Origin of the sequence: Polyangium mundeleinium (assembly GCF_028369105.1) — a bacterium.
Classification (GTDB): domain Bacteria; phylum Myxococcota_A; class Polyangia; order Polyangiales; family Polyangiaceae; genus Polyangium; species Polyangium mundeleinium.
In genome coordinates this window covers 8,735,276-8,749,371 of the sequence record NZ_JAQNDO010000001.1, presented here as the reverse complement: position 1 = coordinate 8,749,371, position 14,096 = coordinate 8,735,276, and the positions used below count along the sequence as shown (strand labels likewise).

Below are 14,096 nucleotides of genomic sequence, written 5' to 3'. Positions count from 1 at the left end.
GGGGATAGCAGGTCAGTGAATGGCGCTCGCCGTGGCCTCGGCGGCCTTGGCGCGGTCTTCGGCGGCCTTGCGCTGGGCGGCGTCGCCGAGCAGGCCTGCGGCCTCGCGGAATCGCGCCGCGACGTCGCGGAAATAGGCCGCGTCCGCGCCGATGGGCGCCGTGATCTGCTTGATCAGCGCGGCGTCGAAGGCCGCGGCGCCCGCAAAGGGGCCTTTCGCCTTCGTGATCGTGTCGAGGCCGGCGATCTGCCCCATGCCGAGCATCGACACCGGTGCCGTGCGGACCATCGTGGCCGCGTCCTCGGGCCCGTTTCGCAGCGCGGTGACGAGCGCGGCGAAAAAGGCATCCTCGTCCGTGCGGGCTCCCTCGGGCAGACCGGCATACAACGACGCGGCTTGATCAAAATCGACGGCGCGCAGGTAGACGCGCCCGAGCTCGACGCGCGCACGCGCATACATGCGGCGCGCGTCGTCGGGGAGCTTCTCGGTTTTGAGCGCCGCGCGGTACGAAAGCGGCACCCCTCGCTCGATCAGGGCGCGCAGCACGCCGGCCTTCGCCGCGGCGTCCTTCGGCAGGAGCTGGCCCGCGTAGAACGTCGGCAGCTTCGTCGCGAGCCGCTCGGTCACGTCCGCGGGCGCGGCCTTCGACAGGGGCGGCACCACGAGCCCATCGAGCGCGTCGATGCGCCGGCCGCCGTAGAGGCGCGAGAGCAGCCCGCGGGCGCGGTCGATCCGCGCGTCGCGCAGGACGCCCACGACCGCGAGATCCCGCAGGCCCACGAGCGTGGCGTCGCGACCGCGGTCCTTGCGCGGGTCGAGCGTCTGATCGAGCTCGGCGTAGTAGATGTTCCGGGCCTCCGGGTCCTTCGCGAGCTCGGGCGGCAGCGGCACCGCGCGGACGGCCTCGACGAGCCGGAGATCGGCCATGCCGGCCTCGATGGCCGCGACGCCGCGCGCATATGAGCGCAGGCCCGCGCCCTCGTTCGAGAGCGCCTGGATGGCCGTCGCCTGCTCGGCGACCCAGTCCTTCATCGGCCCGCCGATGAACGTGAGCAGCTTCTTCTTGTCGTAAGGCGCCGCGATCTTGGGGGGCGCGTCGCCGGCGCGCGAGAGCCGAGCTGCCGTCGCGAGGCCGCGCATCGTCGTGTAGACGGCGCCGTCGATGCCCTTCGGGGGCGCGGCGATCACGGGCTCCAGGATCACGTCGGCGCAGGCCGTGGGCGCGAGCTCGGCGCGGAGCGCGCGCGTGATGCCCGGCGGCAATCCCGTGCACGACTCCAGGCCTGCGAGGGCTGCGTCTCGTTTGTCCGCGTTCCCTTCGGCGAGGGCCTTGTCGAGCGCTTCGAGCGCCTGCGCGCGCTCGGCGCACACGGGCGCGGCCGCGGGCTTTCGTTTGACGAACGCGTCGCACGCCTTGGGCGCCGCGGACAGGCCTTTCGGGGTCGCGGGCAGGGGCGTGATCACGAGATCGAACTTCGGCTCGTTGAGCTCCTCCTCGCGGTAGGCGGCTTTGTCGCCGCCGGCCGGCTTGGCGTCGTCGGGCTTGGGTTTGGGCTCGGCGTTGGCGGTCGCATCCGGCGCGGGCGGCTTCGTGGTGTCCGGGGTGGGGGTTTCGGGGCCCGCGTTCACGGGCGTCTGGGGGCCGGGGGTGGGGGACGCGCTGCATCCGGCCATGGCGACAAGGAGGAGAAACAGAGGGACGGGGGTTCGGGGGCGCAACGCGGCTTGTCCGCGTGGAGCCCCCGAGCGTTGAAAAAGCCTTCGCATGGGTATCTCGCTCTCGTTGTGCCTGGCTTAGGCTGGTCTTCGGAGCGCGACAACAGCTTGCTGCGCGGAGTTCCCGGAAGGCCGGGAGGGGCGGATCCCGAGGGCCGCGGGCCCGAGAATTTGCTACAAGGGCCGCGATGCTGCGCCGAATACCGAGGAGGGCCGCCTTCGGGCTCGTGTCCCTCGCCTTGCTCGCCGTGCCGACGGGCCTTTCCCTGGCCCAGGTGGCCGCCACCACGCCGCCCGCGCCCGCGCCCTCACCCAACCCCCCCGGGGCGCCGGGCATGCGCGTGGCTTTGCCGTTCGAGAAGTATGTCCTTTCGAACGGCCTCGAGGTGATCCTGCACGAGGATCACCGCACACCCGTGGTCGCGGTGAACGTCTGGTACCACGTGGGATCCAAGGACGAGGGCCCTGGGCGGAACGGCTTCGCGCACCTCTTCGAGCACGTGATGTTCCAGGGCTCGCGCAACGTCGGCGAGGATCAGTTCTTCCGCTACCTCGAGCGCGCCGGCGCGAGCGACAGGAACGGCACGACGAACACGGACCGGACGAACTATTACGAGACCGTACCGTCCGGGGAGCTCGGCCTCGCGCTCTGGCTGGAGAGCGACCGCATGGGCTTCCTCCTCGACCACGCCAACGACGAGACGTTCAAGAGCCAGCGCGAGGTCGTGAAAAACGAGCGCCGGCAGAACTACGAGAACGCGCCCTACGGCCTCGTGCGGCAGTTCGTGCGCTCCACTTTGTTCCCGCCGACGCACCCCTACCATCGGCTCACGATCGGCACGCCCCAGGACCTCGACGCCGCGACGTTCGAGGACGTACGCGCGTTCTTCAAGCGGTACTACGTGCCGAACAACGCGACGCTCGTCATCGCGGGGGATTTCCAGCCGGCGAAGGCGAAGGAGCTCGTCGCGAAGTATTTCGGGGGCCTTCCGCGCGGGGCCGACGCGAAGCCCGTTCGCGGACCCGTGCCCTCGCCGCTCACGAAGGAAGTGCGGCTCGACGTCGAGGCGGGCGTCACGCTCCCGCGGATCGTGATCTCCTGGACCACGCCGCCGCATTACGCGCCCGGCGATGCGGAGCTCGACATGGTCTCCGACGTGCTCGCGAGCGGCAAATCGAGCCGCCTTTACAAGCGGCTCGTCTACGACATGCAGATCGCCCAGAGCGTCACGGCCTCGCAGGAGTCCGCGGAGCTCGCCAGCGTCTTCGAGATCACGATCACCCTGCAGAAGGACAAGAACCTCGACGAGGCCTTCAAGGTCGTCGACGAGGAGCTCGACAAGCTGCGCGCCGCGCCGCCCGCCGCCGCGGAGGTGGATCGGGCCAAGACGCGCGCGCTCTCGGGGCTCGTGTTCGGCGCCGAGCGCGTCACGGGGCGGGCCGATCTTTTGAACAACTACAATCGACGCACCGGCGATCCCGGGTTTTTCGAGAAAGACCTCGCCCGGTACGAGAAGGTCGTCGCCGGCGACGTGACCCGGGCGCTCGCGACGTACCTGCCGAAGGACAAACGCGTCGTCACGTTCGTGCGGCCCGTCGCGGACGCGCCGCGCGCCGGTCGCCTCGTGGGAGGGATGCCGTGAAGAAGCTCGCTCGCCGCTCGCAGATCGTGGCCTTGCTCGGCCTCTCCCTTGTCTCGCTCGCCGCGTGCCAGACGCCCGCGCCCGTCGTGCCCCCGCCGCCCGATCCCCCGCCGGATCCCGTGGCCACCGAGCAGGCGCCCAAGGAGGCGGCCGCGCCTCCGCCCGAGGATCCCTCGTTCCGGAAGACCCCGCCGCAAGCCGGGGCCGACATGCCGTTCCTCGCGCCGAAGATCGACGAGGCGCGCCTGCCGAACGGGCTGCGCGTGCTCTACGTGATGCGGCGCGAGATGCCGGTCGTCGCGGTGAACATCGTGGTGAACCGCGGCGCGGAGCAGGAGCCTTCACCCGGGCTCACGAGCGCCATGGCCGCCATGATGCTCTCCGGCACGAAGCAGCGATCGGCCATCAAGCTCTCCGAGGAGCTCGGCGCGCTCGGCGCGCGGTACGGCGTGTGGGCGGATCACGACGGCGTGGGCCTGACGGCGCAAGCGCTGCCCGAGAAGACGCCCGAGCTCTTCGCGGTCCTCGCCGACGTGGTGCTGAACCCGGCCTTCGATGCGGCGGAGCTCGAGCGCGAGCGCGCGCGGCGGCTCACGTCGATCCTGCAGCAGGCCGATCAGCCCGGCGTGCTCCTCCAGAATGCGATCACCGAGCGGCTCTACCCGGCGGGGCACCCCTACCGCGAGCCGCTCATCGGCACCGAGGCGTCCGTCAAGGCGATCAAGCCCGCGGAGCTTTCGCGCCAGCACGCGGCGCTCTTCCGGCCGGAGCACACGACGGTCACGATCGCGGGCGACATCGACAAGGCCGCGGCCCTCGCGCTCGTCGAGAAGAGCTTTGCCGCGTGGAAGGGCCAAGGGACCCCGGCGAAAACGCCGAAGGATCCGCCGGCCGTGGGCAAGGGCGAGAAGCGGGTCTTCCTCGTGGATCGGCCGGGCGCCACGCAATCGTACGTCGCCGTGACGCTCGCGGGGGTGCCCCGGAAAAACGCGGACTTCGACGCCCTGATGGTCATGAACACGCTGCTCGGCGGGCAGTTCACGAGCCGGCTCAACATGAACCTGCGCGAGAAACACGCCTACACGTACGGCGCGCGGAGCGGCTTCGACATGCGCCACGGCCCCGGGCCTTTCACCGCGGGCGGGGCGATCATGACGCCCGCGACGGCAAAGGCCGTGCGGGAGATCTTTGCCGAGATCGAGCGGCTGCGGAAGGAGCCTGTGTCCGCGGAGGATCTCGCCGATGCCAAGGCGAGCCTCGTCCGGCAGCTCCCGGCGCGCTTCGAGACGGCCGGCGAGACGGCGGGGACGCTCGCATCCCTGGCGGTTCAGGGGCTGCCCCTCGACGAGCTCGCCACGCGCCCCTCGCGGATCTCGAAGATCACGCCCGAGGACGTGAAGCGGGTGGCCGAGAAGTATCTGCGGCCCGATCAGATGCGCGTGATCGTGGTCGGAGACGCGGCCGTCGTGGAGAAGGAGCTCGCGGCGCTGGATCTCGGAGGCGTCGAGGTGCGAAAGGCGCCGGCGAAGAAGGACGCGAAGCCAGAGTCGAAGAAAGATGCGGGCGCGCCGGTCGGGCCGACCGGGCGGCCGAGGGTCAACCTCGGGCGGTAGTCGAGCCCTGCCTTGCCGTTCGAAGTGATTCAGCCTCTCCGGCAGCAGGAGAGCCTCCACCATCGCAAGGGCCTCCTCGCGCCTTCGCTCCGCCCGACAGGGCTCCCTGCGGAGCCCGTCAGGCGGGCCCTCCTGACCGGCGGGGTCGCGGCGGGCCTCATGGCCTACCTCGTGTGGGGCTCCGTCGTGGAGCGGACGTTCGAGCAGGAGGACCTTTACCTCATCCCGCTCGTGTTCGTCGCGATCACGCTCCTCACCGCGGCGGTCACCCTCGTCAGCCCATTTTTGCAGGCCCTGCGTGTGGAGCTCGCGCTCGACGAGGCCGGCGTGCGTTGCGCGGTCTCTGGCCTCGTCACGTATTATCCGTGGATGCTCCTTGGCCCCGCGCAAATCGAGCCCGATTGGCGTGGCATTCCGACGTTGGCCCTGACGAACGCGAGCGGGCGCGTCTTCGCGCGGGTGCCGCTCTTCGGCAAGAGCGTCCATGCGAGCGCGGTTGCGCTCCTGCGATCGTACGAGCAGCGCCGCGCGGGGCCGATCCTGCCGGCGCCGCCCGTGGCGCGGGCGCTCGCTCGGCAGGGCCGGCCGATCGCAGCGTGGCTCGAAGCGCTCGCGACGTTCGCGGCGGCCGGGAACAAACGGGCGGGGTATCGCGAGCAGGCGCCCATCGAGCTCGGCGAACTGCCGTCGATCGTGGCCGACCTCGGGCAAACCCCGGAGCACCGCGCGGCGGCGGCGTACGTCTTGCTCGCGCAGCGCGCGCCCGACCTCGACGTCGTGAAAGACGCGGTCACGGCGGCGGCGCCTCCGCTCGTCCAGCTCCTCGTCCACCTGTCGCCGGCGGGCAAGGCCATCGTCTCGCGGGAATCGATCGAGGAAGTGCGGCCGTTTCTGGAGCCCGACGAGGCGGCGGCAATCGACGGCGCCGGCTAGAACGTTCGGGCGAACGACGCGCTTCTCGCCTCCCGCGGGTTCTGGCATCATCCGCCTCCTCGTGGATTTCTTCGCTCGATCTTTCGCGATTGCAGGCCTCGCCGTCTCCCTGGCCGCTTGCTCGGGCGCACCTGCGCAGAGCCGCCCCCCTGCCGTCGCGCAGACCGCGGCCGCGCCGCCCCCCGTGGTTCCGGCCGGCCCCTGCGCGCTCCGGCCCTCGTGTGATACGCCCTTTCCCGCGCCATCGAAGCGGGAATTCCGGCACAACCGCTCGGGGCTTCTTGCGAGCGCGCTCGGCGCGCGGCACCGGGGTCGGGATCTGTTCCTGCTCCCGGGCACCCCGCAATGGGTGCTCGGGAAATTCGCATATGGGCCCGCGGACAAGGATCTGAAGGACGAAGACATCGACGTGTATTTGCTCCGCGGCTGCGGGGCTGCGTGGGAGAAGGTCGGGACGTACCGCACGACCGAGGACGAGGGCTCGCACCCGGCGGTGGTCGGCGTCGCGGATGGGGGCGGGCAGATCTTCGTGAATCTCGCGCAGGTGCTGCCCGGCGGCCCGCTCGGCGTGGGGCGGCACCGGATCAAATTGGTGGTCGCGGGCGATGGGACGAGCGTGGACTTGTTCCTCGAAGTGCTGCCGGCCGGCGCGCGGATCGTGGTGACGGACATCGACGGCACGTTGACCGAAAAGGAAGAGGCGCTCGTCGGGGACGTGCTCACGGGGAACCATTCCCAGACGCACCCGGGCGCGGTGGACGTGATGCGGGCGCTCTCGGGCCGAGGGTTTTTCATGTTTTACCTGACGGCGCGGCCGCACTGGCTCGAACCGCGGACGCGCGAATGGCTCAGGCTGCGCGGGTTTCCGCCGGGAATCGTGCACACCTCGGTGACGGCCACGGGGCGCATGGGCGGGGCTGCCGCTTCGTTCAAATCGGGCGAGCTCAGCCTGCTGAAGACGGCGACGGGGCTCTTGCCCGAGCTCGCGTTCGGGAACATGCCGAGCGACGTGGACGCGTACTGGAGCTCCGGGATCCCGCGGACGTTTTATTACAAGCTCGCCGACGACGCGCGGGGCGGGGTGAAGCACGACGACTATCGAACGCTCTTGCCTTCGCTCGGCGAGCTGCCGGCGGTGTGTCCGTGAAGAGCCCGCGCAAGGCGTACGAGGACGCGAAGGTGCACCTGCACGTGCTCGGCGAGGAGCACGAGATCGAATGCAAGGTGCGGGTCGGGCGCACGCAGGTGCCCGAGCTCTTGCCGCTCGCGCGGTCGCTCTCGGCGTCGATCCTGGCCATCTCGACGGCGCACGTACGGGCGCAGGGCAAGGAGATCTCCTGCCAGAAGGGCTGCACCCATTGCTGCCGCCAGCTCGTGCCGGCCTCGCCCATCGAAGCGCGGCGGCTCGGTGAGGTCGTGGCCGTGATGCCGGAGCCGCGCCGCGCGGAGGTGCGCGAGCGGTTCGTCCGGGCGATCGCGCGGCTCGAACAGGTGGGGCTCGTGGATCCGCGGGCGCCGAAGGGGCGGTCCTCGCTGGTTTCGAAGGAGACGACGTCCTCGGCGGCGTGGGACGACGTGAGCCGGCGGTATTACGAGCTCCGGATCGATTGCCCGTTCCTCGAAGGCGACCTGTGCAGCATTTACGAGGAGCGGCCGATCGCGTGCCGCGAATACAACGCGGTGACGGATCCGGCGTTGTGCGAGGCGCTCGACCCGGGGATCGAGATTGCGCCGCGGCCGTCGCCGATGGGCGACGTGCTGACGAAGGTGACGGGGGAGCTCACGGGCAAACGGCAGGCGGGCATCCCGCTGCCGCTCGCGCTCGAATGGGCGCGTGTGCACGGAAAGACGGTCGAACGCGAGCGGGACGGCGAGGCGATGTTCTGGGCGCTGCTCCGCGTGATGGAAGAGGACGGCGCCTGAGGGGCGCTCATTTCTCGACGACGCGATAGACGAATTTTTGCGTGGCCCCGCGCCGCTCGATCGTCATCTCGACCTTCTTCGCGCCCTTGAGCTTCGCATAAGCTTCGAGCGCGAGGTCGGGGCCCGTGAGCGCGTATCCCCCGAGGTCGAGCACGAGATCGCCATTCTGGAGCCCGAGCGTCGCGAGCACACTGCTCGGGCGCATGCCAAAGAGCTTCACGCCTACGATCTTTCCGTCCTTCTGCGCCGGAACGAAACGGGCCGATCGAACCAGCCCGGTCTGATCGTCCCTCAGGAGATCGGCCGACGCTTGCGTGAGCTCGTACTCGGTCTCGGAAATCTTTCGCACGCCCGCCGCGAATTTCTCCGCGGACGCCTCCGACGGCGGATGGGCACTCTCGGACGGCGCGGCCTGCGCGCCCACGCTCCCTGCGCAGGTCGCGGGCAGGGGTTTGTCGGGGATGCGGCGCACGACGAGCCCGCCGGCCTCGCTTTCGATGAGCGAGAGCCCGGCCGGATCGAGGGCCTCGCGGAGGAGGCGGATCGCATTCGGAAGGGGCACGGGGCCGCCGGTGAAGAGCGTGATCCGCGCGCAATGGGCGACGGCCTGGGCGTCGGCGTCGATGGCGATGGGTTTGCCAGCGGCGGACGCGAGCTTCTCGGCGACGGCGTCGACCGGCTCGTTGCGAAGCTCGAGGGAGACAGAGCCGGCAGCGGTGTCCGCGGCGGCTTCGTCTCCCGCGACCGGCTGGGAAGGGCCAGGGTCGGATTTGTGGCAGGCGGCGAGGAGGAGCGCCGCGATCAGGGAGAGGGGGAGGGCGGAGCGAAGGCGGGAAGGCGTGGGCACGGCAGAGCAATGTGCATGGGCCCGCGGCGGGGAGCAATGGGCGTCACCGGCATCACGGGCCGACGGCTCATTGCGGGCGACGTTTCTCTTCGAGGGTCGCTTTCAGCACGAGGAGCATGGCGCGGTCCTTCGGGCGCGTGAGCTTCTCTTTGATCTGGATGAGGCGTTCGAGAGAAAGGACGCGGATCGGCGCGCCGGCGACTTCCAGCCACAAAGCATCCTGCAGGAGGTCCTCGTAGGAGGTGTCCTCCTCGATGGTCCCGAGGACGTCGAGCACGCCGTGGCGCGTCGAAAGGAGCTTGTGCCCGGTGGAGCGAAGGTGGGACTCGTTGGGGACGAGCTTTCGAGGATCCGTGCGAAAGACGGCGTCGAGGTCTCGCAACGCGGCGAGCAGACGCGCCACGTTGTCCTCCGCGCGAGAATAAACGATGTCGATGTCGAACGTGTGCACGGGCGCGCCTTGCATCACGGCGGCCATGCCTCCGACGACGACGAAATCCACCCGATGGTGGAGGAGCGTGCGGAGGATGTCAGCCAGCGCCATCGGGCAGCGGGCGGACGCTCTCGACGAGGTCGATCGAGTCCTGCGCCACCGCGAGGCGCTCGGTCGGCGACAGGCTGAGCATCCAGCGGATGAGCGAGCGGTCGATCCCGTCGGCGTCGTAGGGATCCTGATCCGCTCCTACGAGGTGTTGCGGTGTCTCGAACACGAGGTCGAGGGTATCACGGGCGCGGGGCACAGGGGAGGCCCCTCACCGCAGCCCCGCCCCCTTCCGCGTGACGCGCGGCAGCGCCGTCTTGGTCGACGGCTCCAGCGCGAGGTCGTCCGTCTCCCCGGCCGCGAGCCGCAGCGCGCCCGCGTACGCGATCATCGCCGCATTGTCCGTGCAGCTCGCGAACGACGGCACGAAGAGCGCGATCTTCTGCCGCGCGCACGCTTCCGCCATCCGCGCGCGGAGCCCCCGGTTCGCCGCGACGCCGCCCGCGAGCACGATCCGCGGCACGCCCTCCACCTTCGCCGCGCGCACGGCCTTGTCCACGAGCGTCCCCACGACCGACGCCTGGAACGCCGCGCAGAGGTCGGCCAGCTCTTGCCCCTCGGGCGCCTTGCCCAGCGTCGCCACGTGGCGCATCACCGCCGACTTCACCCCCGAGAAGCTGAACTCCAGGCTCTCGCGATGCGCCAAAGGCCGCGGCACCACGTCCTTCGCCCGGGACGCATCCCCCGTGGCCGCCAGCCGATCCACCACCGGGCCACCCGGATACCCGAGCCCGAGCAGCTTCGCCGTCTTGTCGAACGCCTCGCCCGCAGCGTCGTCGCGCGTCGCCCCGAGCTCGCGGATCGCCGAAAGCCGCGGCGCGTCCACGCGGTAGAGCGCCGTGTGCCCGCCCGAGGCCAGGAGCGCGATGAACGGGTACGACGGCACCGGCGCCTCCGCTTCGGCCTCGCCCCGCCGCAAAAACACCGCGAGCAGGTGCCCGACGAGGTGATCCACCCCGACGATCGGCTTGCCCGTCGTGAACGACAGTCCCTTCGCCGCCGAGAGACCCACGAGCAGCGCGCCGAGCAGGCCCGGCCGCGACGTGACCGCGATCCCGTCGACGTCGCCCGGCTTCATCTCGGCCCGCGCGAGCGCCTCGCGGATCACCGGCACGATGGCGCGCGCGTGGTCGCGCGAGGCGATCTCCGGCACCACGCCGCCGTAGGGCGCGTGCGCCTCGACCTGGCTGCGTACGACGTCCGAGAGCACCACGCCCTCCTCCGTCACCACGGCGGCGGCCGTCTCGTCGCACGACGTCTCGATCCCTAGAACCCGCATTGGCCCTCCCGGCGCACCAGCGAAAACATCCCGAAGATGGGCCGCCGTCCCTCGTCCGCCTCCGCATCCTCCGAGCCCGCGCGCACGAGGCGCACCTCCACGCCCCCGTCCGAGCGCAAGGACAGGAACGCGAGCATCCCCTCGGCCAGGGGCTCGCTCGGCGAGACCGCGAAGAGCGTGTTGCGCACCCGGCCCTCGCCCATCTCGAACTGCGAGAGCGGATCGTGCGCGAGCGGCCGGATCGGGCGCAGCTCGGCGCCGTCGAGGAGCCGCCGCTCGGGCCTCGTCTCGGTCGCCGCCTCGAAGGTCCAGAGCCTCCCCGGCGCGTCGTCGCCGTCGAGCCGCGTCGCGTCGAGCGTCAGGCGCATCTGCACGCGAGGGCTGAGCCCCTCGCGGAACGGGCTGCCGAGCGTGATGGCGCCGCAGTACGCATGCTGCGCGTCCGTGGAGAAACGAGCGACGTCGTTGCATCCTGCGAGGACCGCCCCAGCGACGAGGATTTGCGCGAAAAGGGGCCCACGTCGTGCCCGTTTTCCGATCTTCCTCGGTCGGCCCGTGTGCATCGGCGCGGATTGTGCCCTCGCCCCCCCTCTCCCGCCACCCCTCTCCGCGCGCCCTTGGTAGACTGCCCACCCTTCGATGGAAACCCAAGCCCAAGGCCCCAGGATCGATCCGCGGGAGTTTTTCGAAAAGGCCCCGGCCTTGTTCTGTGTCCTCGACTCCGACAACCGGATCTACCAGCCGAACGGGGCCTGGGAGCGCGTCACGGGCTTCTCGCTCGAAGCCCTCGAAGGCATGCGGCTCGAAGACCGTTTGCACCCCGAGGACCGGGATCCGACCCGGCGCACCTCGCGCATCTCCGTCGAGGCCCAGGGCGCGATCGTGCAGGAGACGCGCTTCCGTTGCGCGGACGACACGTACAAGTGGCTCGAATGGACCATGCGCGTGGTCTTCGAGCGGGGGCTCGTGTTCTGCTGCGCGCGCTCCATCGAGCAGCCGCGGCGCGCCACCGTCACCGCCGCGCGGCGCCTGGAGGCCTACCTGCGCAGGGCGCCCGTCGCGATGATCGAGACCGAGGTCGGCCGCGGGGTCGTCGAGTGGAGCTCGGGCGCCGAGCGCATCTTCGGCTACACCCGGAACGAGGTGCTCGGCCTCCGGCTCGTGGACCTCATCGTGGCCGAGCCGCAGCGCGAGACCGTCCTCGATGCGGGGTTCGCGGTCCGCGAAGGCCGGGTCCCCTCGGGGCGCGTTGGCGCGATCGAGAACATCACGAAGGACGGCCGTACGGTCGTGTGCGAATGGCACAACGCGCCGCTCGCCGACGAGGAGGGGCGTGTGCGTGGGGTCCTCAGCATCGCCCTCGACCGGACCGAGATCGAGCACGAGCGCGCGCGGGCCGAGGAGAGCCTCGCGCGGTTCGAGCTGCTCATGCGAGGCTCGAAGAATGGCCTTTGGGATTACGTGCCGCAGGATTCGAAGAACCCGGGTGATCCCACGCAGCCGATCTACGTGTCCGACGGGCTCACGCGGCTGCTCGGCATCACGGCGGAGGCGGCCCCGAAGACGCTCCGCGAGTGGACGGCGTTCGTCCACCCGGAGGACCGCGAACGCGCGAGGCTGTTCTTCGCCGAGCACCTCGCGTCGCGCAAGGAAGAGACCTCCTTCGAAAGCCGGCTCCTCCGCGGGGACGGCTCGTATCTGTGGGTGGCCAGCACCTTTCAATCGCTCTGGAACGAGAGCGGGGAGCTCGTGCGGCTCGCCGCCGCGATCGTGGACATCACCGAGCGCAAGGGCACCGAGGCGGAGCTACGTGACAAACTCGCGGTCATCGAGCGGCAGGCCGCGTCGATCCGGGAGCTCTCGACCCCGATCCTGGAGGTGCAGGAGGGCGTTTTGTGTTTGCCCGTGATCGGCGTCGTCGACAGCGGTCGCGCCGCCGAGATGATGGATGCCGCGCTCGGGAGCGTGGTCGATCTGCAGGCGCGGTTCTTGATCGTCGACCTCACGGGCGTGCCGGTGCTCGACACGGGGACGGCCGATCGCCTGCTCGCGATCGCCCGCGCCGCGAGCCTCGTCGGCGCGAAGACCGTGATCACCGGCCTCCGGCCCGCCGTCGCGCAGACCGTCGTGACCCTCGGGGTCGGGATGGGCGACGTGAAGACGTTACGAAACCTGAAGGACGGCCTGCGGTACTGCCTGCGCGAGGCGCGCCGGTAGTCATCCCTCCACGGGCGCCTGCTCCACGGGGCGTGGCTCCCCGCGGCGCTGCAGCGCGAGCAGGAGGCCGAGCAGGCTGAAGCCCGCGCACAAGAGGCCGTACATCACGACCTGGTTGCGATCGATGAGCCAGCCGGCCGCCGCCGGCCCCACGATCTGCGCGAGGCTGCCGAGCGACTGGCTCACGCCGAGCACCGTGCCTTGCTCCTCCTTGGCGACGCTCCGCGTGATGAGCGTCGTCACGCTCGGACGCACGACAGCCGCGCCGAATGAGCCGAGCACCACGAGCACGAGCAGAAACCCGAGGTTCGTCGCCACGCCGAGCAGGCAGTAGCCGAGGACCATGGTCCCGAGGCCGATCGCCGTGAGCCGCTCCTCGCCGAGCCTCTTCACGAGCCGCTTGAGCAGCCCGCCCTGCACGATCGCGCCGATGAGCCCCGAGAGGCCGAAGATGAGGCCCGCCTGGTGCAGCTCGTAGTTGAACTGGCGCTTCAGGTAGACGCCGAGCGCGCCCGTGAGCGCGGCGAACGAGACGCTGAAGAAGAAGAATTCGGCGAGGTGCTTGCGCGGGCCGGGGCGCGAGAGGTACTCGGCCATGCCGGAGAGCCGCCGGCCCGTCTGGGCCGCGGGCTTGCGCGCCGGCAGGAAGAACGCGGTGAGCAGGATCGCGGCCAGGCTGAGCCCAGCGGCCGCGAGGGTGGGCGGCTTGTACTTGAAGAGCGGATCGGGGTGATCGCGGAACAGGTACGTGAGCAGCGCCGTGATGCCGGGGCCGAGCAAGAAGCCGGTGCCGAAGGCGATGCCGAAGAAGCCGAAGGCCTGCGTGCGCTCCTCGTTCGGCTTCGTGACGTCGGAGATGTACGCCTGGGCGATGCTGAGGTTGCCCGCCGTCAGGCCCGCGATGATACGGCCGACGAAGAGCATCTCCAGGTTGTGCGCGGCCGCGAGCGTGAGCCAGCCGATGAGCGTGCCCACCTGGCTGAGCAGGAGCACGGGCTTTCGACCGATCCGATCCGAGAGCCGGCCGAGCATCGGCCCGGATACGAACATCGCCGCCGCGTAGACCGAGGTCAGGAGCGTCGCCTGGAAATCCGACGCGCCGTAGTCCTTCGCGTAATACGGCAGCAGCGGCAGGATGAGCGTCAGGCCGAGGACGTCGACGAAGACGGTGAGGAATATCGGCAAAAGCGGGGATCGCATCGACGGCTCGCCTCGTTCTCGTACGGCGCGCCACGAGGCGTTCGGGTGGCGCTGGGCGCGCATCCTGACACAGGCGTCGCGAACATGCCCTTTCGTCGCGTCATGAAACCACCTCGGGGGACGGTCGCGACCGACAGGGCGGTGGTTCGAAACCACCTCGAAGGCCCGCGCACGGCGGTCTCGG

The 14,096-nt window shown here is 70.4% G+C and carries 13 protein-coding genes; 6 read left to right on the top strand and 7 right to left on the bottom strand.

What is annotated here, in order from left to right; all coding sequences use genetic code 11:
- Positions 1-12: 12 nt before the first annotated feature.
- On the bottom strand, positions 13-1,674 hold the full coding sequence (locus POL67_RS34615) for a hypothetical protein (protein ID WP_271924891.1): 1,662 nt from the start codon (positions 1,672-1,674) through the stop codon (positions 13-15).
- A gap of 230 nt (positions 1,675-1,904) precedes the next feature.
- Here POL67_RS34615 and POL67_RS34610 point away from each other — a divergent pair, with 230 nt between their 5' ends.
- From POL67_RS34610 to POL67_RS34590, 5 genes are all read left to right on the top strand, one after another.
- A complete protein-coding gene (locus tag POL67_RS34610; protein WP_271924890.1) occupies positions 1,905-3,359 on the top strand; it encodes a M16 family metallopeptidase in 1,455 nt (484 codons plus the stop codon).
- Positions 3,356-4,972, top strand: a complete 1,617-nt coding sequence (locus POL67_RS34605) for a M16 family metallopeptidase (protein WP_271924889.1) — start codon at positions 3,356-3,358, stop codon at positions 4,970-4,972. Before POL67_RS34610 ends, POL67_RS34605 begins: the two co-directional genes overlap by 4 nt.
- 12 nt (positions 4,973-4,984) lie before the next feature.
- Positions 4,985-5,905: a hypothetical protein gene (locus tag POL67_RS34600; RefSeq protein ID WP_271924888.1), complete on the top strand. Its 921-nt coding sequence runs from the start codon at positions 4,985-4,987 to the stop codon at positions 5,903-5,905.
- 61 nt (positions 5,906-5,966) lie between these two features.
- A complete protein-coding gene (locus POL67_RS53815) occupies positions 5,967-7,052 on the top strand; it encodes an LNS2 domain-containing protein (protein WP_271924887.1) in 1,086 nt (361 codons plus the stop codon).
- Positions 7,049-7,828 (top strand): YkgJ family cysteine cluster protein, encoded by a 780-nt coding sequence (locus POL67_RS34590; RefSeq protein ID WP_271924886.1) that lies wholly within the window; start codon positions 7,049-7,051, stop codon positions 7,826-7,828. The genes POL67_RS53815 and POL67_RS34590 overlap by 4 nt, the downstream gene beginning before the upstream one ends.
- A 7-nt stretch (positions 7,829-7,835) precedes the next feature.
- On the opposite strand, the gene POL67_RS34585 is transcribed toward POL67_RS34590, so the two are convergent.
- From POL67_RS34585 to POL67_RS34565, 5 genes are all read right to left on the bottom strand, one after another.
- Positions 7,836-8,675, bottom strand: coding sequence for a hypothetical protein (locus tag POL67_RS34585; protein ID WP_271924885.1), 840 nt, complete (start codon positions 8,673-8,675; stop codon positions 7,836-7,838).
- 67 nt (positions 8,676-8,742) lie between these two features.
- On the bottom strand, positions 8,743-9,219 hold the full coding sequence (locus POL67_RS34580; RefSeq protein ID WP_271924884.1) for a nucleotidyltransferase domain-containing protein: 477 nt from the start codon (positions 9,217-9,219) through the stop codon (positions 8,743-8,745).
- A complete protein-coding gene (locus POL67_RS34575) occupies positions 9,206-9,415 on the bottom strand; it encodes a hypothetical protein (RefSeq protein WP_271924883.1) in 210 nt (69 codons plus the stop codon). The genes POL67_RS34580 and POL67_RS34575 overlap by 14 nt, the downstream gene beginning before the upstream one ends.
- 12 nt (positions 9,416-9,427) lie before the next feature.
- Positions 9,428-10,495, bottom strand: a complete 1,068-nt coding sequence (gene tsaD / locus POL67_RS34570) for a tRNA (adenosine(37)-N6)-threonylcarbamoyltransferase complex transferase subunit TsaD (RefSeq protein ID WP_271924882.1) — start codon at positions 10,493-10,495, stop codon at positions 9,428-9,430.
- Positions 10,483-11,058, bottom strand: a complete 576-nt coding sequence (locus tag POL67_RS34565; protein WP_271924881.1) for a hypothetical protein — start codon at positions 11,056-11,058, stop codon at positions 10,483-10,485. Before POL67_RS34565 ends, tsaD begins: the two co-directional genes overlap by 13 nt.
- A gap of 76 nt (positions 11,059-11,134) precedes the next feature.
- On the opposite strand from POL67_RS34565, the gene POL67_RS34560 reads away from it, so the two are divergent.
- Entirely contained in the window at positions 11,135-12,712 is a 1,578-nt protein-coding gene (locus POL67_RS34560; protein WP_271924880.1) for a PAS domain S-box protein, read from the top strand.
- Here POL67_RS34560 and POL67_RS34555 read toward each other — a convergent pair whose 3' ends face one another.
- Positions 12,713-13,912 carry an MFS transporter gene (locus POL67_RS34555; RefSeq protein WP_373372377.1) on the bottom strand — a complete coding sequence of 400 codons (1,200 nt, stop codon included), beginning with the start codon at positions 13,910-13,912 and terminating at the stop codon, positions 12,713-12,715.
- Between the last annotated feature and the right edge of the window lie 184 nt (positions 13,913-14,096).

Bases quoted from the DNA above. Each gene is read 5' to 3' on its own strand.
- POL67_RS34555 (WP_373372377.1), bottom strand. From the start codon at position 13,912: ATGCGATCCCCGCTTTTGCCGATATTCCTCACCGTCTTCGTCGACGTC.
- POL67_RS34565 (WP_271924881.1), bottom strand. From the start codon at position 11,058: ATGCACACGGGCCGACCGAGGAAGATCGGAAAACGGGCACGACGTGGG.
- POL67_RS34580 (WP_271924884.1), bottom strand. From the start codon at position 9,219: ATGGCGCTGGCTGACATCCTCCGCACGCTCCTCCACCATCGGGTGGAT.
- POL67_RS34615 (WP_271924891.1), bottom strand. From the start codon at position 1,674: ATGGCCGGATGCAGCGCGTCCCCCACCCCCGGCCCCCAGACGCCCGTG.
- POL67_RS34560 (WP_271924880.1), top strand. From the start codon at position 11,135: ATGGAAACCCAAGCCCAAGGCCCCAGGATCGATCCGCGGGAGTTTTTC.
- tsaD (WP_271924882.1), bottom strand. From the start codon at position 10,495: ATGCGGGTTCTAGGGATCGAGACGTCGTGCGACGAGACGGCCGCCGCC.
- POL67_RS34610 (WP_271924890.1), top strand. From the start codon at position 1,905: ATGCTGCGCCGAATACCGAGGAGGGCCGCCTTCGGGCTCGTGTCCCTC.